This window comes from Veillonella parvula (assembly GCF_040094895.1).
GTDB lineage: Bacteria > Bacillota > Negativicutes > Veillonellales > Veillonellaceae > Veillonella > Veillonella parvula_L.
Map to the genome: position 1 here is coordinate 282,326 of NZ_JBBNGV010000002.1, position 23,659 is coordinate 305,984.

Annotated in this window: 17 protein-coding genes; 4 read left to right on the forward strand and 13 right to left on the reverse strand. The window is 41.8% G+C overall.

The window, feature by feature from the left end:
* Positions 1–135: 135 nt before the first annotated feature.
* Positions 136–2,508 (forward strand): tetratricopeptide repeat protein, encoded by a 2,373-nt coding sequence (locus AAAT26_RS05280; RefSeq protein ID WP_349208965.1) that lies wholly within the window; start codon positions 136–138, stop codon positions 2,506–2,508.
* 172 nt (positions 2,509–2,680) lie between these two features.
* On the opposite strand, the gene ileS is transcribed toward AAAT26_RS05280, so the two are convergent.
* The 5 genes from ileS to AAAT26_RS05305 form a co-directional block, all read right to left on the reverse strand.
* Positions 2,681–5,515: an isoleucine--tRNA ligase gene (gene ileS, locus AAAT26_RS05285; RefSeq protein ID WP_349208966.1), complete on the reverse strand. Its 2,835-nt coding sequence runs from the start codon at positions 5,513–5,515 to the stop codon at positions 2,681–2,683.
* Between the two features lie 466 nt (positions 5,516–5,981).
* On the reverse strand, positions 5,982–6,506 hold the full coding sequence (locus tag AAAT26_RS05290) for a DUF805 domain-containing protein (protein ID WP_024061335.1): 525 nt from the start codon (positions 6,504–6,506) through the stop codon (positions 5,982–5,984).
* A 139-nt stretch (positions 6,507–6,645) separates the two neighbouring features.
* Entirely contained in the window at positions 6,646–7,281 is a 636-nt protein-coding gene (locus AAAT26_RS05295; RefSeq protein WP_155086444.1) for a DUF805 domain-containing protein, read from the reverse strand.
* A 218-nt stretch (positions 7,282–7,499) separates the two neighbouring features.
* Positions 7,500–8,069 (reverse strand): DUF805 domain-containing protein, encoded by a 570-nt coding sequence (locus tag AAAT26_RS05300; RefSeq protein ID WP_221741454.1) that lies wholly within the window; start codon positions 8,067–8,069, stop codon positions 7,500–7,502.
* A 3-nt stretch (positions 8,070–8,072) separates the two neighbouring features.
* The gene (locus AAAT26_RS05305) at positions 8,073–8,960 is read right to left on the reverse strand and encodes a DUF805 domain-containing protein (RefSeq protein WP_349208967.1); all 888 of its coding nucleotides are present in this window, start codon (positions 8,958–8,960) and stop codon (positions 8,073–8,075) included.
* 163 nt (positions 8,961–9,123) lie between these two features.
* On the opposite strand from AAAT26_RS05305, the gene AAAT26_RS05310 reads away from it, so the two are divergent.
* Complete coding sequence (locus tag AAAT26_RS05310) at positions 9,124–9,414, forward strand: hypothetical protein (protein ID WP_349208968.1); 291 nt, start codon at positions 9,124–9,126, stop codon at positions 9,412–9,414.
* A 141-nt stretch (positions 9,415–9,555) separates the two neighbouring features.
* Here AAAT26_RS05310 and trpA read toward each other — a convergent pair whose 3' ends face one another.
* The 7 genes from trpA to AAAT26_RS05345 form a co-directional block, all read right to left on the reverse strand.
* Entirely contained in the window at positions 9,556–10,347 is a 792-nt protein-coding gene (trpA, locus tag AAAT26_RS05315; RefSeq protein WP_349208969.1) for a tryptophan synthase subunit alpha, read from the reverse strand.
* Positions 10,340–11,533, reverse strand: a complete 1,194-nt coding sequence (trpB, locus tag AAAT26_RS05320; protein WP_021147632.1) for a tryptophan synthase subunit beta — start codon at positions 11,531–11,533, stop codon at positions 10,340–10,342. The genes trpA and trpB overlap by 8 nt, the downstream gene beginning before the upstream one ends.
* Before the next feature lie 42 nt (positions 11,534–11,575).
* Positions 11,576–13,030: a bifunctional indole-3-glycerol-phosphate synthase TrpC/phosphoribosylanthranilate isomerase TrpF gene (gene trpCF / locus AAAT26_RS05325; RefSeq protein WP_221741467.1), complete on the reverse strand. Its 1,455-nt coding sequence runs from the start codon at positions 13,028–13,030 to the stop codon at positions 11,576–11,578.
* Between the two features lie 3 nt (positions 13,031–13,033).
* A complete protein-coding gene (trpD, locus tag AAAT26_RS05330; RefSeq protein ID WP_221741469.1) occupies positions 13,034–14,044 on the reverse strand; it encodes an anthranilate phosphoribosyltransferase in 1,011 nt (336 codons plus the stop codon).
* Positions 14,045–14,627: 583 nt separating this feature from the next.
* A complete protein-coding gene (locus AAAT26_RS05335; RefSeq protein ID WP_004694128.1) occupies positions 14,628–15,194 on the reverse strand; it encodes an anthranilate synthase component II in 567 nt (188 codons plus the stop codon).
* The gene (locus tag AAAT26_RS05340; protein ID WP_278618605.1) at positions 15,194–16,663 is read right to left on the reverse strand and encodes an anthranilate synthase component I family protein; all 1,470 of its coding nucleotides are present in this window, start codon (positions 16,661–16,663) and stop codon (positions 15,194–15,196) included. Before AAAT26_RS05340 ends, AAAT26_RS05335 begins: the two co-directional genes overlap by 1 nt.
* A 398-nt stretch (positions 16,664–17,061) precedes the next feature.
* Entirely contained in the window at positions 17,062–17,991 is a 930-nt protein-coding gene (locus AAAT26_RS05345; RefSeq protein WP_322350949.1) for a DUF805 domain-containing protein, read from the reverse strand.
* Between the two features lie 626 nt (positions 17,992–18,617).
* Between AAAT26_RS05345 and AAAT26_RS05350 the strand changes: the two genes are divergently transcribed.
* Entirely contained in the window at positions 18,618–20,846 is a 2,229-nt protein-coding gene (locus AAAT26_RS05350; RefSeq protein ID WP_349208970.1) for an SEL1-like repeat protein, read from the forward strand.
* 12 nt (positions 20,847–20,858) lie between these two features.
* The gene (locus AAAT26_RS05355; RefSeq protein ID WP_008603175.1) at positions 20,859–22,037 is read left to right on the forward strand and encodes an MFS transporter; all 1,179 of its coding nucleotides are present in this window, start codon (positions 20,859–20,861) and stop codon (positions 22,035–22,037) included.
* Between the two features lie 199 nt (positions 22,038–22,236).
* Here the strand turns inward: AAAT26_RS05355 and AAAT26_RS05360 are convergent, their stop codons facing one another.
* Entirely contained in the window at positions 22,237–23,658 is a 1,422-nt protein-coding gene (locus AAAT26_RS05360) for an anion permease (protein WP_273298885.1), read from the reverse strand.
* Between the last annotated feature and the right edge of the window lies 1 nt (position 23,659).

Genomic DNA, 23,659 nt, shown 5'->3' on the forward strand with positions numbered 1-23,659 from the left:
TATATTGTGAGAACAGCTAAACGATATCAATATATATCAATAGAAGACATACAGTTATACTAGCATTGCCTCTTTTACGGTACCTAACGTTCGTTATATAATAAATATGTATTCTATCGTATAAAAGGAGGCCTAATGGCACAGTACTTTACGGAACGCCTGCAAAAGGTCTTCCACATGATTTTTACATCGTATAATCAAAAAATGGCTCAAGAAGGCTTACGTCAGTTAGAGCTCATCGTCAACAATCAGCAAGGTGCAGTACAAACTGATCATCGCGCCTTGCGGAACGATATGACCACCCTTCTTGAAAGTGACATAGATAATAAAGAGGATGCTCTCAAAATAGCCAACGATCCAGAGGCTAGAGAGCTAGGTGATGCCTATGCACTCTTGGCACGTGTCTATGCAGGGCCTCGCTTTACCTGGGAAGAGTCTAACTTCCCAGAGGACAATATGCGCACTTATCAGTGCTTACACGATAGCATTCGCCGTTGTAGCCCTATCGGTACATTACAAGCCTTGCGTATCAAAGGCTCCATCACGCCCACCGTAGAGAAGGATATGCAAATCTCCTTCGACGATGCTTTCCGCATTGTCTATGACCATGCGAATCGAGGCGATGCCTATTGCCAATATGTTATAGGCAATGTCTTTTTCTGGCGCGATGATAATCGCATCGGCTCCGCTGAAGCTATGCTAACACCTCCGCCCATGAGCTGGACTAAACGCATGCAAAGAAGCCTTACAGCAAACTCTGTACAGGATCGTATCGCCGCCTTACAAGGCACCGTGCCAGACGAAAAATTGCAAAAAAATGCATCTAACCTGGCGAAAGAATGGTTTAATAAGGCTCTCGACAACGGTCTTGCCATGTTCCAAGGAAACTTGCGCAATATCTATATCGACGAAGCTGACTTTTCCAATGCGCGCCGCGTCGCCAAGACTGCGGCCGAACTTGGCAACCCTGCCATGATGCTATATACAGGCCTCGACTGCCATGAAAACGGTAAATTCGAGGATGCTTTCACGTGGTTCACTAAAGGTGCCGCCTTAGGTCAATCTGAAAGCATCGCAGAATTAGCGGATTATTACTATCATTTCTATGATGCCAAAAATTTACGTTGTACTATCCCCTACAATCCGGTAAAAGCCATAGGTCTCTACCGCCGTGCGGCAACGAAAGAGTTTAGTGATGCGGGCTACACCGCCTTACAGGCGGCCTTTGGATATATCTTTCACATAGGCCACCTGCCTCTCGACTGGGGGCTCATAGCAGACTTAACACATATGGCATCCACAAAAGATCGTTTTATGTTCGCCTTGCCCTATATCGGTTATATGCGAATCCACGGTTTAGGGGTGACGAAAAACATTCGCTTCGGTGTACAATCGCTACTGCGTGTCTTAGATGAGGAACAACGCGCCTTCGAAGAGGAAAATCGCGTTCTTTTCTACGATATTACGCGCGCTTTAACACGTGTTGCCTTGGGCTATGCCTACGAAAAAGGCTATGTAACAGGCAAACCAGATTTAGATCAAGCCGTATCCTATTACGAGCAATCCCATCAATATATCTTGTCTCACAAAGCCAATTTGGATCCAGAAATAAAAGATATTCCCATCGATGACGAAGCAGAAGAACGATTAGCAGCCTTTGAAGAGGTTGATGGTCACTGGCAATACAAAGAAGGCCTTGCCGAATCCACTACTACGGTGCGCCCTGCACCTGCCGCCTGGCCTCAAGATGCGGCCCGTTTATCTGTAACTATGGACGACTTCATGTGGGATACGACCTTGTACGACTGGCAAACCATCGAAACAGCCTTAGACTCACAAGAAGAAATGAAGCTCAGCTTTTACAATCGTTTCCTATCCGTTCCAGATACGTTGCGTAATATCTTCAAGCTCGATGTAACGCGGATGCTACGAGATCACTATCAAGTAAGACTGCACGGTTATGATCCAACAGAAGGACATGAAATTATCTACAAGTCCATTTACGACAAAGAAAATACCATAAACCTATTGAAAGAGCTTTACGATAATCATCAATTGCCTACCCTCAAAGATAATTGGACTATCGAAAAGAACGAAGAAAAGCCGACCTGGCATTACGTGCTCGATGTGGATCAACAGCCATTCTTACTAGAGGAATACGACGATGCAAACGCTATGATTCAAGCTGCATTGCAAGGGTTGAAAGAGAAAAAGTACGAACAAATTAATATTCGCACCCATGACTTTGTGGGCCCATCCTATTTTATTTTTAAAGGCAATCAGTCGACCCCATTTAGAGTGCAGCTCTATCTAAAAGAATCTGCCCATCACACCATCGATGAAGATGGAAACCAACAAGACACGCCTGGTAAGACCTACTTATTCGAACAATATGTGGGGAACGAAGTGTCCTTAAACTATTGGATTCAAAAAACAATAAATACCTTGGAAATTCCTGAGCTAGATAATTGGAAACAATTAACAGTGCCAAAGGATTTACAAACATAAAAAGACCATCCCCAGTGAGCTGCTCCCCCAAAATTGGACACAATTTTGGGAAGTGAAGTTCAACAGGATGGTCTTTTTTTGATAATTCCTATAATCTTGATAATAGAATTATTTTAATTATAGATTTTTACTACAGCGTTTTTATTATAGTAGTCTTATGACAGCACTTTTATTATAGTGTTTTTACAACGCTGGCACAGCGTGCACAGAGTGTAGGATGTTCACTATCTTGACCTACTGTATCGCGGTGGATCCAACAGCGTTCACATTTTTCGAGACCAGAGGCAACAACAACTGTCGCTACGCCTGTTTCTTCGTCTTTTACAGCCTCTGCCGGTGCAGCGCCGTTCACGATGTGAGCTTCGGATACGATAACGAGTTTAGCCAAGCCTTCTTCACCAAGAGCATTCAATGCATCAAATGCAGCGCCTTCAGCGTATACCGTAACGGATGCATCCAATGGGTGACCAATTGTTTTGTCTTGACGCGCAAGTTCCAAAGCTTTTTGTACGGATGTACGCAAGTCTAACAATTGGTTCCATTTGTCAGCCAATTCTTGGTTGAAGTGTTCAGGATGACCTTGTGGCCAATCTTGAAGCATAACGGATTCGCGCATACCCTCTTCTTTAGGCATGTATTTCCAAACTTCTTCTGCTGTAAAGGAAAGCACTGGAGATACCATAGCTACCAATGTTTTCAAGATTTCATACATAGCCGTTTGAGCGGAACGACGAGCTACGTTGTTTTTGCTTTCAGCATACATAGTATCTTTCATTACATCAAGATAGATGGAGCTCAAGTCTACGGTGCAGAAGTTATGAATTGCATGGTATAACATGTGGAATTCATAATTTTCGTACGCATCAGTAACCTTTTGACGCACTTCTTCTAAGCGCAACAATGCCCATTTATCGAATTCGGACATATCTGCGTAAGCCACTTTATCAGTATTTGGATTGAAGTCATCCAAGTTGCCGAGCAAGAAGCGGAATGTATTACGGATCTTACGGTATACTTCGGATAATTGTTTTACGATGTCTTTGGACAAACGTACGTCTGCTTGGTAATCCGCAGAAGATACCCACAGACGCATAACGTCAGCGCCGTATACGTCGATGATATCACTTGGAGCCACTGTATTACCTACAGATTTAGACATTTTGCGACCTTCACCGTCCACAACAAAACCGTGAGTCAATACGGAGTTGTACGGTGCTTTACCTGTTGTGGCTACTGCAGTCAGCAAGGAAGAGTTGAACCAACCGCGATGTTGGTCAGAACCTTCAAGGTACATAGCACATGGTACATCAAGATCGTTTACTTCGAGCACGCCAGCCCAAGAAGAACCAGAGTCGAACCATACGTCCATGATGTCTGTTTCTTTTTTGAACTCATCATGACCGCAATGAGGACATTTGAAACCTTCTGGTAACAATTCTTTTGCACTATGAGCCCACCAAGCATCAGAGCCCTCTACAGCTACTTTTTCTTGTAATGCTTTGATAGTATCATCGTTGATGATGTGCTCGCCGCAGCTTTCACAATAGTAAATAGGAATTGGCACGCCCCAAATACGTTGACGAGAAATTACCCAGTCACCGCGGTCGCGAACCATGTTGAAAATGCGGTCGTGGCCCCATTTAGGAATCCATTGCACTTGGTTATCGATTGCATCAAGCGCTTGTTGACGGTACCCATCTACAGAGGAGAACCATTGTTCTGTAGCGCGATAGATGACAGGATTTTTACAACGCCAGCAATGAGCGTATTGGTGACGCAAGCTGGATTTGTGAAGCAATGCATTATTATGCGCCAAGATTTTGATTACAGGCACTTCTGCATCGTGAATTTCTACGCCAGCCAATGGGAATTCAGTATCGCCATAACGGTTGTCGTCTACTTGTTTAGTGTAGTTACCAGTTTCGTTAACAAGAGAAATGATAGGAAGATTAGTTTTACCTTCCTTGTTATAACGCATAACGATGTTAAAGTCGTCTTCACCGTGTGCAGGCGCTGTATGTACGCAACCAGTACCAGCTTCAAGTGTTACATGGTCACCGCATAATACAGTGGATGTACGTTCTACGAATGGATGTTTAAATTCAGCTAATTCTAAGTCTGCCCCAGAGAAGCGGTTTACGATTTCGTAGTTTTCGATACCAATATCTTTCATAGCTGCGTCAACAAGTTCAGTAGCCATCAAGTAGTATTCGTCGCCTACTTTTACCCAGCCATATTCAAGCTCAGGGTTAACGGAAATAGCTACGTTGGCAGGCATTGTCCAAGGAGTAGTTGTCCAAATAACAGAGTATGCTTGTTTTGAATCTACGCCAGCTGGCAATGTGACCTTTTTCTCGGATACGTAAGGGAATTTTACGTAAATGGAGAAGGATTTTTTCTCAGCATATTCGATTTCTGCCTCTGCCAATGCAGTTTCGCAGTGCGTACACCAGTATACAGTTTTAAGACCTTTATAGATGTGACCGCGTTTTGCCATTTCGCCGAAGATGCCAAGTTGTTTAACTTCGAACTCAGGACGCAATGTCAAATACGGACGGTCCCATTCGCCTAATACACCAAAACGAATGAAATCTTGTTTTTGTGTTTCTACGCATTCTAATGCATATTCCTTACATTTATTGCGCAAGTCCAATGGAGCCATTTCATGACGGTTAAGACCAGTGTTTTTAATAACCGCATGCTCGATTGGTAAACCATGTGTATCCCAACCAGGGATGTAGCGAGTATAATGACCAGTCATTGTTTTATATTTCATGATGATGTCCTTCAACGTTTTGTTGAGGGCATGACCGATATGCAATTTACCGTTCGCATATGGAGGGCCATCATGCAAAATGAAAGGTTTTGCGTCTTTACGCAACTCCAAACGTTTTTGATAAATCTTGTTATCTTCCCAGAATTTTAAGATTTCTGGTTCGCGCTTAGGCAAATTGCCGCGCATTGGGAATTCTGTTTCAGGCAAATGTAACGTCTTACCGTAATCCATGCTGTTGCTCCTTTTACATAAAAAAATCGCCCGCCCCCGAAGGGACGGACGTCATATCCGTGGTACCACCCTACTGACTCTCGTTACTTGTGAAAGCTAGCGTCACCGCATTTCTGCGATTGTCACACCATGCTAGCACATGATTGTAACACATAAGACGCAACTCATCTCTCATATTGTGAAAGCCACTTAAACATATAACGGTGTTCACCGGCGGCATTACCGCTTGCTCCAAAGTGATCCGCAAATCTCTAGATTTCCAAACCTTTCAGCCCATGAGTTTGGTCTCTACTAAATCCGTCTGAGACATGCCGTCTTTTTCAACGCAATATTCATATAATAGATAATTATAGGACTCAAACGGGGAAATTGTCAAATACTTCATTTCTAAATTTAACAGAACCTACATCCCCTATTAAGCAAAAGAAAAAGCCTACTTACGTAGGCTTTATTGTATATACAATTATTAGATTGCACTCATGAGAATTAATTCAAGAATAATAATTGCAATGCACACGTACATGAATTTACGATCCATGTCGTCAGTTGGAGTTTCTTTAAGACCAGTGCGAGCGGCTTCTTCAGCAGTAATTACTTCATAGCTCATTGGAGATCCGTATTGGTTATCACCTTCATCACCCTTTTGAGCGAGTAGATAAATAACATAGATAATACCAAATGGAATCAAGCTAATCAAAAGCATCCAACCACTTTTACCAATGTCATGTAAACGACGAGCAGCAAGACCAATGGAAGGCAATAGAATTGCAAGATTATATACTATAGAAATAAGACCTACAACACTTGCTAGCGCAGTATCCATTACAAGAGCACTCAATACATTGAAGATACCAGCAATAACAATTGTGATACCATAGAAACGCCAATATTCACTGCGACTTGCACGACCTTTGAAATTAGCATAATTACCCATAATCGTATGTTTAAAATTATCTACATACGAAAGATTTTTGATAGACAAATCAGTCATAATCTTCTCTCCTCTATAAATAACAAATAAATTCTTCTTGAAAATATTATATCATTACTGTTGACGATTTTGAAAATCAATGTCTATATATTTTGGGAATAACCTATGCTTTATATTTCATTATAGGATACATCATAAACTACATCGCACTAGTCATAAGTAGTTTATCTACCAAGAACCAGAGTACAAAGATAGCGCAGAATAGTCCTGCAGTTAGTCCCATAGATGGCGTAGTATCAATAAGACCTAATTCACGGGCCATTTGTTTTGTTACAACTACTTGACCGTTAGGGGGGCCAAAGCGATTTGATTGGCTTTCACCAGGCAGAGCCATAAGGATCAACAGGATAATAGTCCCTATTACAGGGATGAATCCAATAAATACGAGTCCCCCTGAGCGGCCTTGATCGTGTAGACGTCGCACTGAAACAGCCACGCCAGGAATAACCATAATCACGGACAAAAGGACAAGGATGACCAAACCAAAACCTACGCCTACTACGCTAGATAGTGGGCTAATATAGCTCAAAAAAGCACAAGTAAATAGAATGGCCACAAACAACAATTGATAGACTAACAAGAAATGCCAATATTCACTACGACTTGCACGACCATCAAAATCAGCATATTTATAAACCAAACATTGTTTAAAGTTTTCAATCAAGCCTAGATTGTATTTATCTAACGAGATTTGTGGTCTACTAACATGCCCACACTCTGGGCAGTAACAATCTGTTTTCAATACTGCATGTCCACAATAGGGACAAGATTTCATAATAAACTCCTTCTAGCTACAAACAGAAATCAGCAAAGATTACTATGTCCTGCTGTACTTAACACATATAACAACTAAGATATTCTTTATTTATTAATATCTAAGTTTTTAAATTCATCTGAAATTCATTTTACTACAAAGTGTTATATTGTCTATAAAGGAGATGTTAAACTTTTATAAAATAAAATAATGAGATTGTTAATAAATACAGGTATCTATTACATGTATCCATTCCCATTAATACCATACCATAATATCTCTCTAATGATATCAGCAATAATAATAGATTGGATAATAAAGATGGCAATCCCCATCGCCCAATCTTGACGACAGGATGGAGTCTCTTCTAGTCCTGTAGCCTTGCTAACCTCAGGAGTAATAGGTGTATAGCCGGTTCTTTCACCATATGAATTCTCTCTTTCATCGCCACGACGCAATTCGTAAACGAGGAATATAAAGAAGCCTATAACAGGAATAAATGAGATTAGCTGTGTCCAACCGCTCCGACCAATATCATGCATACGCCGCGCTGTGATAGCTATATTGGGAATTATAAAGAAAAGAGATACCCCTACAGCAACATTATCAATAAGTGTTTCATAATTAGGAAAGCCCAAGGTACTACAAAGTAAAGCTAAAATCCCAAGTAATCCTTGTATCAGTGTAACGCCTGCCACGAATCGCCAATATTCACTACGGCTAACACGGCCGTTAAAATTAGCATAATTTCTAATACCTAATTTGAAGGCATCAGTATAATTCAAATCATATATATTTATGGTTGACATAACCTAATCCTCCTCCGCGGCTTCAATAGCAACAATGCCCCAGCCTTTGCCTTCATTATGCAAACGAACTAATAGAGGCTCTAGATTATCTTCAAAGGTAACGGTAAAGCCCATATAATTTACAACAATATCATCATCTTGGTCTTGAGAAACATAGTCAAGCTGTATCGCTTTCACCTTAGGAACCGCCTCCTTATTCATGGCTTGTTCCCATAGTTCAAAGGTACCATATCGCTCCATAGCACGAGCGCTCAAATAACGATATGCACTATGATAATCCTTTTTGTTGAGGGCTTCATAATAATTACTTACCACAGTACGCCCCTCTGTTGTAGCCGTTTCACTTTGTAAAAGACGATTGGCTTGTTTCGTTAACGAACTAGGTTCCAAATTGCCATAAGCAGTCTCTTCTACCATAAAATTATGATTAATCATTGTACTACCTGCACTAGTGGCTAGGCATCCTAATACTAATATGTCCACAATAAAGAGGCCCGATACGGAACGTTTTTCCTCTGATTCATTAGATACAGGCGATGTGCGCTTACAGAACAGATACAATAATGCAAGCCAGCCTAAAAAAGGAACCAATAGTAAAATCATCAACATTGGATCATTATTAGAGTCTCGTAACCGTCTTGCCATTAACATAATCTTCGGCAAGCATAACAGGATGGACAGTACAAATAATACGCCGCCACCGATAGAGACAGCATAAAGAAATCCGTACGGTATGTAGGTTGCAAGACCTGTAATACATATAATTAAGCCATATACAAAGGATATAGCACTTATGGTGAGCCAAAAATCGGCTGTATTGGTACGTCCCTTACTGTTCGCATAGTTTTCCACTAGCTCACGATAGAGGATTTCGTATACTCTCTGTTTCATAAAACTCCTACCATAATCTTAGATAATAAATATATATAGATATTCCTATTATACTATGATTTATCAACTTAGTTGATTCATTTTTTGTTCATGAAATATGCCTATACTACAGATATATTTCTTACAACTAAAATTCGTACAATCAATTATACAGGAGATAATTATGAAAGCTAAATTAATGAAAGCAATAGCCTTGGCCAGCTTAGGTGCCTTCTTAACAGTTGGTATTGGTGCCAATGTAGCCCAAGCCAAAGATTACCACTTCAAAATCGGTGAAAATCATCGCATGGTAAAAAATGATGATGGCACAGTAGATAGTAGCGATCATCCATGGTACAAAGTAAAAGAGAAAAAGCACAGAAAACATAGAATATCTAAACGTGAAAAGCATGATAAAAATGCAACAGCAAAACGCAGTGAACAACATCAACGTTCTGAATCCTCTAATGACTAAGCCTTGCGCATAATACATATTACTAGCCCTAAAAACACAAAACTAAATTAACCAACCAATGAAAAGGACGTTATACATTGTATAACGTCCTTTTGTGTTATCCCCTATATAATTTTTCCCAAGGCTATATGAGTTATTATGTTATGCGCCAGCCTTTAGAACAGCTTGTTTCATGGATTGTACGTAATCAAACAACGCTTGATCCGAATGTTCGCCATGTTCTGCTACGATTTTAACGATAGCAGAGCCTACGATGGCTCCATCGGATACGCGCGCCATAGCTTCTGCTTGTTCTGGCTTGGAAATACCGAAACCAACAGCTACAGGGATATCCGTATATTTGCGAATCGTTTCAACAATGGATTTAATATCCGTCTTGATTTCACTGCGCATGCCTGTAACGCCAAGGGAAGATACACAGTATACAAAGCCTTCTGCGTCTTTGGCGATCATTTCGATGCGGTTTTCAGATGTTGGCGCAATTAAGGATACCACTTCAACACCATGCTTATGAGCCACACTAGCGAGCTCGCCTTTTTCTTCAAATGGCATATCTGGCACGATAACACCAGAGATTCCCACCTCTTCACAGAGGGTAAAGAATTTTTCACGACCGAATACGTAAATAGGATTCAAATAGGTCATGAATACGAGCGGTATAGTCACCGCATCATCACCAGTACGTAAACGACGCACCATATCAAAGATATCATTGATTTTTACACCTGTAGAAAGCGCACGCGTGCTTGCTTCTTGAATAACTGGGCCTTCCGCGGTTGGGTCAGAGAAAGGAATACCAATTTCTACCATGTCCGCACCGGCTTTCACCATAATACGAATATAACGTTCTGTATTCTCAATACCGTGGTCACCAGCGCTAATGAACGGGATGAATGCCTTGCCCTTTGTGAAAGCGTCCTTAATTTTACTCATGAAGATCCACCCCTCTGTATTTCGCCATAGCCGCCACGTCTTTGTCGCCACGACCGGATAAACAAATAATAATGATGTCGTCCTTGCTCATAGTAGGAGCAATTTTACGTGCATGTGCCACCGCATGAGCACTTTCAATGGCTGGAATAATACCTTCCAAGCGAGATAAGTATTCAAAGGCATCGACTGCTTCGTCATCTGTAACCGGCACGTATTCAGCACGACCGCTATCGTGCAAGTACGCATGTTCAGGGCCGATACCAGGATAATCGAGACCTGCAGAGATAGAATATACTGGAGCAATTTGGCCGTCTTCGTCTTGGCAGAAGTACGATTTCATGCCGTGGAAGATACCAACGGAACCCTTTGCGATTGTCGCAGCATGTTCTTCTGTATCGATGCCACGACCTGCCGCTTCACAACCGATAAGACGAACACCTTCGTCTGGAATGAAGTGATAGAACATGCCCATCGCATTGGAGCCGCCGCCTACACAAGCCATAACAGCTGTTGGCAATTTACCTTCTGCTTCAAGGATTTGCTCACGCGCTTCACGGCTGATGATGGATTGGAAGTCACGAACGATCATAGGGAATGGATGAGCCCCCATAACAGAGCCCAATACATAGTGCGTATCGGACATGCGATTTGTCCATTCGCGCAATGCTTCGGAAACCGCATCTTTCAATGTGCTAGTCCCTGTTGTTACAGGATGCACCTTAGCGCCTAGTAATTTCATACGATATACGTTAAGTGCTTGACGTTCACAGTCCTCTGCACCCATGTATACTTCGCATTCCATGCCCATCAACGCAGCGATAGTAGCCGTTGCCACACCGTGTTGACCTGCGCCGGTTTCAGCAATAACACGAGTCTTACCCATTCGTTTTGCCAATAACATTTGGCCGATTACGTTATTCAACTTGTGAGAACCAGTATGATTTAAGTCCTCACGTTTTAAATAGATTTTGGCACCTCCAAGGTCCTTTGTCATGCGATCTGCATAGTATAAAAGAGATGGACGACCTGTATATTTTTTATGTAAATCCTCAAGTTCGTGTACGAAATCAGGATCATCTTTGTACTTGTTGTACGCCTCTTCCAATTCGATGACTGCATTCATCAATGTTTCTGGCATAAATTGACCCCCAAAGGAGCCAAAATAACCATGTCTTTGTTCACTCATATAACTTACCTTTCTATATTCCATTCCTGCTAGCACGCCATATTATGGCATTGCTATTGTTCTCACAATGTTGGTGAAAGCTGTAATCTTCTCATCGTCTTTCACGCCATCTGTTTCAATACCACTACTGATATCAATGCCGTACGGTCGAACCGTACGAATGGCACGCGCCACATTGGTGCTATCGATACCACCAGCCAGCATAAATGGTCGTTCAAACTCGTCTAAGCAAGACCAGTCGAATACTTCGCCTGTACCGCCGCGCTCGTCTTTGTGGTACGCATCAAATAATAGCATATCCGCACTGCTATCAATCCACGCCTCTGCATCTGCAGCACTACGGATTTGAACAGCCTTCCAAATCTCTACATTAGTACGTCCTTTTAAGGATTGGATGAAAGCTTCATCTTCATCGCCATGCAATTGCACCACATCAAGATTGATTCCTTTAGCAATTGTAACGAGATTATCTAGCGTTTCATTGACAAAAACGCCGACAGTTTTAATCTCATCATTATTAGACTGTTCAGTACCATTGTTATATCTTTTAGTATATTGCTTATGTAGTGCTTCAACCAATGTTTTAGCTTGGTCTACAGTAACTTGTCGTTTGCTAGGAGCAAATACAAGGCCCATGTAGTCTGGTTTTGCTTCTACTACAGCAGGGATTGTTTCCACCTTTGAGATTCCGCACATCTTAACCTTTGGTGTGTAGTAGGTTGAACCATAAAGATATGCTAATTTCTCCACCTTGTTAGGAGAACGCATGAAGGTTTCCCCCATCAAAGCTACTCCGATATTGTTATCGCGCAAGACTTGGATGTCCTCTGGAGTTTCAAGACCGCTTTCAGATACGAAGATCACATCGTCTTGAACGAGATTGCGCAAGCGCACGCTGTTTTGTACATCTACTGTAAAGTCTTTCAAATTGCGGTTGTTAACGCCGATAATGCGGGCACCGCAATCGATAGCCATTTGTACTTCGTGCTCATCATGAGCCTCTACTAAGGAGGACAAGCCAAGCGAGTCAGCTAGCTCACGGAACTTTGTTAATGTAGGCACATCGAGGCATGCACAGATTAATAGGATCGCACTAGCGCCCCACACCTTTGCTTGGTAGATTTGGTATTCATCGATGATAAAGTCCTTGCGAAGCACGGGAATTTTTACGGTGCTTGCAATTTCTTGCAAATATTTTTTATCGCCTTTAAAGAAGTCTGGCTCCGTCAATACAGAGATAGCCGCTGCACCAGCCACTTCATATTCTTTAGCGATGTCTAAATATGGGAAGTCCTCAGCAATGATTCCCTTAGATGGAGATGCCTTCTTTACTTCGCAAATAAAGTTGAAGTCTTGCTGACGAAGGGCTGCTTCAAAAGGAAATCCTGTATCAGATGGTAACGCTAAAGCCGCTGCTTTCACAGCCTCAGGAGACTCCACCTGTTTTTCTTGGGCTACCCGAATTTTGGTAGCCTCTATAATCTTATCTAAAATCAATGATTACACCTCTTGGGTTGCTTTCACAAACTGTTCCATTGTCGCAAGCGCCTTACCAGAATCGATTATATGTTTCGCCTCTTCGATGCCCTCTGCCAATGTAATGCCGTCTTTTGCTAGGTAAATCGCCATGCCCGCGTTAAGAACAACCGCAGTGCGTTTACCGCCTTGCTCACCACCGAGAACGCGGCGAGTAATCTCAGCATTCACCGTAGCATCGCCACCTTCAAGCTCGGTTTTATCAGCGTATTCGAAACCATATTCCTTAGGATCGAATTCGTAGCTTGTGAAAGTACCATTATTAATTTCGCATACGTACGTTTTATTGGTAGCCGTAATCTCATCAAGGCCGTCAAAGCCGTGTACCACAGCACCGCGTTTAACGCCAAGATTAGCCAATACGCAAGCCAATGGTTCTACTAAAGATTTATCGTAAACGCCCATCAACTCAACCGTAGCACCTGCTGGATTTGCCAAGGGTCCAAGGATGTTAAATACTGTACGAACGCCCAACGATTTACGTACAGGACCTGCATATTTCATAGCTTGGTGATACACTGGCGCAAACATGAAACACATATTCGCTTTGTTCAACACCGCCTCGTTTTGTTCACCATTAAGCTCTAATTTAGCGCCCAACGCTTCGATCAAGTCTGCAGCACCACATTTACTAGATACACTGCGGTTACCATGTTTTGCTACGGGAATGCCTGCTGCAGAAATAATGAACCCAGACGTAGTAGAAATATTAAACGTATTCGCTTCATCGCCACCAGTACCTACGATTTCTACAACTGTACCTTCATGAGGTACAGAACCAGCCTTCTCACGCATAACCTCAGCAAACGCCGTAACCTCATCTACAGTTGGGCCCTTTGCTGCCAATGCGCATAAGAACCCAGCCATAGGAACCTCGGGTACATCACCGCTCATAATTTTGTTCATTGTATCTTTAGCAAGGTCGTAAGATAAATCCTGACCATGCGTTACTGCATATAATGCGTCTTTAATCATTTTATATCTCCTTACTTGTTGTTCATTTTACTTCGGTTCAACGATAATAGGGCATATACCGGAGTTAATGCTACATGTGATTCACGTGGACCTATGCCCTCCACTGGCCGGGTCTGACTGTGGCCTGCGGCCTTCGCAGGGCCAAAGTCGGGCCTAGAACCCCGTGAACTCACATAAACACTATGACATTTAATCTTTTATATGCCCTGCTCCCCATCACACGCGCAATAAAATGAACAACAATTCAATATCTTTCAAATGATCCTGCGCATTATATGGAGTAACGCGCAAGTCATCCCTTTATAGGGAGAGTGGGAATGGTGGTGCTTTGCACCACCTTTTCCTATATTAGGGGTTCTGATTCGCATATTTCTTTAGAAAATATAGCTACAATTCGACATATGTATTATAGAGGGGCTATTAAGTAGGTACTGCCAAGGTTGAGTTGGCAGGAAATAAGGTCTTAAGGAACGACTTGGCGGCCCCACGTAGTGGGGTGGGTGGCCATCGGAGGTCCGAGAGACCTTATTTCTGCCTTACCGTACTAGTAACTAATAATAGCTCCTCGAATACAAAACAGTGGTTATTTTTCTAAGAAATTGCGAATCATTTGTTCCCCGTTCGGCGTCATGATGGATTCCGGATGGAATTGAACGCCATATATCGGATAGTCTTTGTGTTCTACGCTCATTACTTCGCCGTCGTCGGTAATGGATGTGACGATGAGTTCGCTTGGCATGGTTTCGTCGATAATCGCCAAGGAGTGGTATCGAGCGACTTCGAATTGTTCAGGCAATCCCTTGAGGATTTTGGATGGGTGTACTTGTTTCGCCACGCTTTGTTTGCCGTGCATTACTTGTTTAGCGTAGGAAACGGTGCCACCGAATACTTCGCCGATGGCTTGGTGTCCCAGGCATACGCCGAGGATTGGGAATTCCCCTTTGCATTCACGCAATAGGTCTTCGTATACGCCCGCATCAGCTGGTCTACCAGGTCCTGGTGAAAGTATCACATAGTCTGGTTTCAACGAACGGATTTCTTCAACTGTTAATTCATCGCTGCGGATGACTTTAATATCTGGATCGATAGAGCCTACTAATTGATATAGATTAAAGGAAAAGCTATCGTAATTATCTATAAGGAGTACCATTATTCTACCTCCTGTGCATTTGTAATTGCGGAAATCATGGATTGGCCTTTGATCAAGGTTTCATTAAACTCGCTTTCAGGAACGCTATCTCGAACGATGCCTGCGCCAGCGCGAACATAGACCTTACCGCCTTTATTCATAGCCATGCGGATGCCGATACATACGTCCATATTACCAGAGAAGTCGATGTAACCTACGGCACCTCCGTATACACCGCGCGGGCTTTTTTCAAGTTCGTGTAAAATTTCTATAGCACGAATCTTAGGCGCCCCGGATAAAGTACCTGCTGGCAATGTAGCACCGATAGCGTCCAGTGCATCTTTGCCGTCTTGCATGTCACCGCTTACAGTAGATGTAATATGGATGACATGGGAGAAACGTTGCAACATATGTAACGCCTCTACTTTCACAGTCCCAAATTTAGAAATTTTACCTAAATCGTTACGACCAAGATCAACAAGCATATTATGTTCAGCCAATTCTTTTTCGTCATTGATAAGTTTTTCTTCAATAGCAAGGTCCTCTGCTTCGTTTTTACCGCGACGCATCGTACCTGCAATTGGGAATGTGTACATTTTACCGTCTGTCAGTTTCACCAAGGTTTCTGGAGATGCCCCTGTAAGCTCTACATCGCCACCAGATAGGTAGAACATGTATGGAGATGGGTTCAACGTACGCAATACACGGTATGCATTTAACAAGCTACCATCGAACTCAGCTTCGCGGCGGTTAGATACAACACATTGGAAGATATCCCCTTCTTTGATGTAGTGCTGTGTCTTTTTAACAACTGCTTCAAACTCTTCCTTTGTGAACTCAGAGGTAAACTCTGTTTTAAGAATGCCTTTTGGCACATCCGCCTCTTTGCCGTTTACAACGAGATCAGCTAATGCTTTCAACTCAAGCTCAGCCTTGTTGTAGTTACGTTCTAAATCGCTTGTGCTAATGTTAGCAATCAAGTAGATTTTATTTTTGTAATGATCGAATGCAATAACCTTATCGAAGAGCATAAGGTCTACATCGTTGACCATAGCAGAGTCATCATCTGGTGTTGGGAAGTCCAATGTTGGCTCGATATAACGAATGTATTCACATGCGAAGTAACCAACAAAACCACCTGTGAAGGTTGGTAACTCTTCTAAGCGAGGACTTTTATATTGGCTCAAAATATTGCGAATTTCTGCGGCAGGATCAGAGCACTCAAAGGTGCGAGTCGTACCGTCTTTGATGGTCATTTTATGATTTTTGCAAAATAGCTCAATCTTAGGATCGTAACCTAAGAAGGAGTAACGGCCCCAATGATTACTATTATCTGCACTTTCAAGCAAGTACGTATGACTGCTCACTTGTTTTAACGCTTTCAACACGCTAATCGGTGTGCGTACGTCGGATAAAATTTCCATATATACAGGCACGATATCGTAGCCCGGTGCGATAGCTTTCACACGGTCTAAACTAGGAAAAATCATGAGAACCTCCATCTGGCATTTGCCAATAAAAAAACTCGCCCATGACAATATAACGTCAAGGACGAGTTTATAGTTCTATTATTACAATATTCTTGTATGTGCTATAAATCGCGGTACCACCTTGTTTGAATGCAACGCATTCCCCTTTCGCAGGATACTAACATATCCCTCACGACTAACGCTCGTGTGACGTCGCACCATACTAGGAATGAAATTCATTCTTTTCCATGCGCCCTCGGTGGTCCATTTAATAAGCTGCGTACTACGGGTTCTCAGCTAATCCCGCTCTCTGTGAGTGCATTTCCTATTTTTATCTCCACCTCATCGGTTTCTTTTAGGCGAGTATAAAATTATAATCTGATTATAATGTTTCTATAGAATGAAAGTCAAGGAAAATCTTAACTTTCAATATGCCAAGATTTTTTTAACAAAAGATGATAACTAACAAAAATATTAATATACGGAACGAAAAGACCAATAATCCATAACCCACTTAATAGGGAATCATGAAGTCTACGTATACTTAATGTAATCATTGCTATAGCTGGCCATATCAGGATAACCATAAAACCCCAACGTGGTATATAAAGAGGTATACCAAGTTGAACAATTAACGATACTACGGATATAGCCATATACATAATAACATCCATGAAAAGACGAGATCCTACAAGACCAACCCAAAAAGCTGATACGGAAGCTCTTCCTTTAATATCAAATGGCTTAACAAATAAAACATCCCATATACAACCACACACATAGTCGAATGTACCAATATCTTTATCTTCACTAACGGTGGAGCTTCTATCGTAGGCAATAATATAGTTGTTATATCTATCTCGTCCTTCATCTAAGCCATACTCATTAGAATCAGTCACACTAAGAGGCAACGCAAAGCAAGCCAAGATGAAATACTGCCAGAAAAATCCGTCCCAATGAAAGCCTGCATTGATAAAGGTTTCGGATATAGATTCCCAGCTGAAACTCATCCCCCAATATACCCACAAACTTAGGTATGCTATGGGTACTAAGATCATATACCACAAGGATGACCCACAGTCATTCAATCTACGGTTGAGTAAAAAAATAGTTACTACTATATGTATAATCTGCAAACATCCAAAATAAATATATGACAAATATGTACTGCCTTGAAACAGACCATCTTGAATAAATCCTATCAATACCACAAATAGAAGGTACGCTAAAAATTTACTTCCCATTAAACCGAGCACAGCCCATAAAAATGCCAATCGGCCTATACGTTGATTCACTCGCAGCATTTCTATATTTTGTTTAAATAGTGAAATTTCATTATGTAACCACATTAAAATAAAACTCTCTTCTCTCTCAGGATTAATTATATCTATACATCACAACTATAAAATTCAATTAAAAAACATATAGATAAACAGTAAAATGATAAGACTCAAATATACAATTACAACTAAGCTATTCTTGTAGTACTTAGATTCTTTCCTTTGAGCAATCTGTAAAATTTGACTAATACCAAAAGAAATACCCGTAACTAACAGTAATCTAAAAGAATTTGCTGTCAGACCTTCAATATAATAATAGAACAGCACAACAGCTATCAATAACGAACTACATATACAGACCCATTTATATAAATTGGGAAATAGCATACATTCTCTCCTATCTGCTTCACGCTCAGAGAGTTGCTTGCCCATAACGTACTTATAATACCCTCTACAATTAAGAATCAACATAACTAAGGCTGCAATCATCATATCAAAATTTATATTTCTCATATTCATCCCTTTTATTGTTATATCACACCCAGTTTTCTATCTATTCTAATATAAATAATTAAAATTGAATATATTATTCCTCAAGCAATCGATAATTTATATTGTTTTCCTCTAAACACTAATAGTATACTGAAATTACATATGTTATCAGCTTCTACTAATTATTATGCGGAGGAGAGAGCATGAGTTTTTATTTTACTGATCAAATACAGCAGTCTTTCAATAAAATATTCCATCAATGTAATAAAGATATCGCTTGGGAGGGTAAGGCTGAGCTTGACGCCCTTGTGAAACTTGATGAGGAAGGCCAAAAGATTCCTGGTATTGGCGATGTGTACGCTATTTTGGCGCGCGTCTATTCTGGCCCTCAGTTCACCTGGATTGAAGCAGGCTTTCCTGAAGATGACACAAAGGCGTATAGTTATTTACATACAGCTATTCGCAAAGGCAGTGCCATCGCTATTTTACAGGCTATGCGTACCTCTGGTGCCCTTACACCAACTATTGAAAAAGAGTTGCCTATGACAAAGGACCAAGCATTCCAGCGCGTCTATGAAGGCGCCCAAAAGGGTTGTTCTTACTGCGCCTACGCCATTGCCAATGTATTCCAATGGGGGGATTACCACATCTTACCATCGGCTCAAAAGGTGGCTAATGAAGGTGAACCATCTACCTTTGTCCGTTTCTTAAAAGGCTTGTTTGCCCAAGCAGATCAACGTAGGTTCGCAAATAAAATAACTACCATTGCTCAGAAATGGTTGCGTAAATCCGCCGAAGCAGGCCTTATTATTGCATACCGCAACTTACGCATTACCTATATAGAGCAAGATAATAGTGCAATGGAAGAACAAGTCATTTTTGAAGGGGCTGCAGCAGGTTTGCCACTCATGATGTATTTAGCTGGCGATATTTGTAAGTCTCGCGGGGAGCATGAACGAGCGCTCGAATATTTTGAGCGCGGTGCCGCCATGAATAATGGCATGTGTTTGCGTGAAGCTGCCGAGTACTATACAAAACCTTGTGAGTCTAACAAAAGAATCCCTCAGAATATTCAAAAGGCCCTCAAATACTATGAGCGTGCTGCTATAAGCCCAGATTATTTAGACTTTAATGACCACGCTTATGTTACCATGCAGGCCATCATTCTTCGCACATTAAATATCGATGGTCAGTCCCAAGACTGGTCTCGCATCGCCCACTTATTACAACAACCAGCGATTTACACTCTCGACGCTATTTGGCCGTATCTCGCTTATGTATTTACTTTCAAAAAAGGTAATACCCCTGCCATAAGAACTGCCATAGAATGCGTTAATAAGGCTAGCAAATGTTTCGATAGATACGGTAGTTATGACTATGCGGACCATCTATGGCAACTGGCCGCCGGCTATTGCTACGAAATTGGTGCCATTACAAAAGAACCTGATTTAGACCAAGCCGTTACGTTTTACGAGCATGCTCGTGAAAGCATCAATCGTCTCAACACAAGAAACGATAATTGGTTAGGTACTGGTGAGCCGTTGGTAATTCCTGACGAAGCCTCTGAGCGATTAGAGGCCTTTGAACTCGTTGATGGACATTATCAGTACAAAGAAGGGATAACGCAATCTTCTACAACATGTAATCCTATGCCCCCTGCATGGCCTCAAAACTCTGTCGATGTATTAGAAATCTTCGAGGACTCTACTACTGGTTGGCGCACGAACAAATACGACTGGAATTTCATTCAACGGGAATGGGATACACAAAAATATCTCAGCTTTATCATCTACGATAATCGCCAATCCATAGAAAACGTAATTTACGATGTGTACAGTATCGTTATGTTCCACAATGAAGACAAAAACACTTGTACTATCTATCTATACGGCTACATTGAGGATACTAGCAGACAGGATGAAAACGTGGAGCCTACGGTATATGAAATAAGATACTTTAAAGAAATGTCCATTCCTGAAGGTCTCGCTTTAATTAAAGACTTCTATGATCATGCTACATTGCCTGTTATTGATGAAAGATGGGAAAGACAGTACAAAAATACTACGCCTCCACGGGAATATGTATTAACTTGTGACAACGATATCTTCTACCTCAATCAATATGAACTTTCCAATCAAATGATTAAGGATGCCTTAGAAGGCGTAGCCAACGGCAAGTACGATATCATTGCGGTTCGCCCATCTAACCTCGACGATCCGGGTATTAGCTACTTCATCGAGCGCGGAAAAGGTAAAAACTTACATATTTCTCTCTATATCACTATAGAAGACGACGTAGAAGATGACATCGTATATGGCTTTAAACGGGAATCTAGCAACTTAACCTCTATTAACTACTGGATCCAAGAATCTATAACTAGCAATAAGCTTCCTGACTTAAGTGATTGGGAAGAAGTTAAAAAGAAAGACTAAAGGAGGGATACTTTGGAAACGTGGAAACGAACGGTGTACATTTGCGCATTCTGCATATTCTTCATGTCCCTCGGGATTAGTCAGGTAAGCCCTATTCTCCCTCTATACTTCCATGAAATGGGCTTAAGCGATACAGGATCGATAGCACAATGGTCCGGTGCCTCCATGGGCATCACCTTCCTCATTGTCTGCTTAGCAGCTCCCTTCTGGGGCCGATTAGCAGACCGTAAGGGACGTAAGATTACCCTCATACGCTCTAGTCTTGGTATGGCTATATGTAGTATATTATTGGGCTTTCAGACTACACCAGAAGGTGTGTTCCTCGTTCGTACATTGCAAGGGTTAGTAAGCGGTTTTTACCCCGCATCGGTAACACTTATCGCGTCAGAAACACCGCAAAACCATACAGGTTGGGCTCTAGGGATTATAGGATCCTTTAGCCTTGCAGGCTCACTAGCCGGTCCGCTTGTAGGAGGGTATCTCAGTGATGTAGTAGGTATTCGAAATGACTTCTTTATCATCGGGGCCCTTATGCTTATCTCTTTTGGCTTGACGGCAATGCTGGTACATGAAAACTATGTTCCAAAGCCACTTGTTGAGAAGCAAACCTTTAGAAATCTAAAAACTCACTTACCTGAGTTTTCTAGTTTAGTCGCTTTATCTGCAACCTCCTTCCTGTATGCCATTTCGGTTACCGCCATCTCCCCCATTATGACGGTTTACATTAAAGGAATGCTACCAAGCAATACGGAAAATATAGCCTTCATATCTGGTGCTGTGTTCTCTGCCATGGGTATCGCCCAATTCTTTAGTAGCTCTCCACTCGGGAAATTAGTAGACCGTATAGGCCCTAGAAAGGTGCTCATCTACTCGATGATCTATGTAGGTCTACTCAATATACCGCAAGCCTATGTGGACTCTGTGTATGTACTTGGGTTTATCCGTTTCTTGCAAGGTTTTGGGCTAGGTGGTATGTTACCTGCGCTCAATACCTATTTAGCATCAAAAACACCTAAGGAATATACGGGACAAGTATTCTCGTACAATCAGTCTTGTTTGTCTATGGGTTACTTTCTAGGCTCCTTTGGTGGTTCCATCGTAGCCGCTCAATTTGGCTTCACAACCCTTTTCTGGGCATGTAGCCTTACCTTTATCGGCGCCGCCCTATGGGTTGCGTTAAAACTAAAGTAACGCCGTAATACAACGAAAATAGTGCAAATGCATTAAAGAAACTATATAAACAAATAAAAAGAGCTGTTCTCAGAACTCAGATGTGTACTGATTCCGAAACAGCTCTTTTATTATATTTTTTGTAAAAGTTTAGAAAATTTCACTAGCTAGGGGATGATCATTCTATATGTATAGAATAACTATTGTCTCTAGTTAGGTATTATAGGATACCGAGGATTTCCCACCATGCGTAGCCCACTGTAAGGTTTACGATGAAGCACATGATAGCGAAGATACCGCCGATAATCCACCAGCTCTTAACTGTGTTGTAACCAGCACCGAATACGATTGGAGCCGCTGCACCACCGTAGTGAGTCAACGCACCACCGTAGGAGTTTGTAGCAGCTAGTAATAAGGACAACGCCATTGGGTTTACACCGGCTACCTTACCTACAGTAAGGAATACTGGAAGCATGGCTACAACGTACGCACTACCAGAAGCGAACAAGTAACGAACAGCGATACTGATAGCGCCGATGATAATAAGAGCCATCATCGGGTTATCGCCGAAGTTGAAGTGTGTACCCATAAAGTCAGCTAGCCATTCAAAGAATTTAACCTTGGACAACGCACTGGACATACCGATGATACCACCGAACCAGATCAATGTGTTCCAAGCACCTTTGGATTCAAGCATATCTTCCCATTTGATTACGCCTGTAACAAGCGCTGCTACCATGGCTACGATAGCTACTGCTGTTGCATCAAGGGAGAATTTAATGCCAAAGCCTTGCGTCAAGATGGAAGGCAACGCCCAGCCAACTAAGGCAAGGATAAAGATAGCAATAAGAGATTTCTCGCGACCAGACATAGGTCCAAGTTCTTTCAAACCTTCATCAGCAATCGCATGAGAATCGATGTGTTGAATAGATGGTTTGTCTAAGTAATATACCAAAGCAGGTGTAATGAGAAGCATTACAAGGCCTGGTACTACGAGTGCTAATGCCCAAAGGCCCCAGTTGATATCTACGCCGAGGATTTTGTTCATGTAGTCAGCAGCCAATAAGTTTGGCGCCATTGCTGTAGCGAACATCAAGCTTGTTACCTTAGTCACCATGTATGTGTTAACCATGAGGTAAGAACCAGCTTTTTTAGCGCTTTCACCAGGCTCAGAACCTAACGCTTTTGCTACAGAGTTCATGATTGGGAACACGATACCGCCACAACGTGCTGTGTTGGAAGGTGTTACTGGAGAAATAATAAGATCTAATAAAGCAGTTACATAGCCAAGACGCAATGTAGTGTGACCTAAGGATTTAATCAATAGATACGCAATACGACGGCCAAGGCCTGTTTTTACGAACGCCACACTGAGGGAGAACGCAGAGAATACTAACCATACTGTGGTAGATGCATAACCAGATAATACGTTTTTCGTAGCATTCAAGAAAATTGCAGAACCTGCAATAGATAATAACAAGATAATTGGTGCTGGCCAAGGTTTAACAACAAGACCAACGATAGCCATTAAATAGAAACCTAGCAGTCGCCAAGCTCCAACGCTCAAACCTTCTGGCGGTGTAATGAACCACATTGCCAGAGGAATGGCAAACATAATTGCAATTTTAAGTAGCTTATTCATT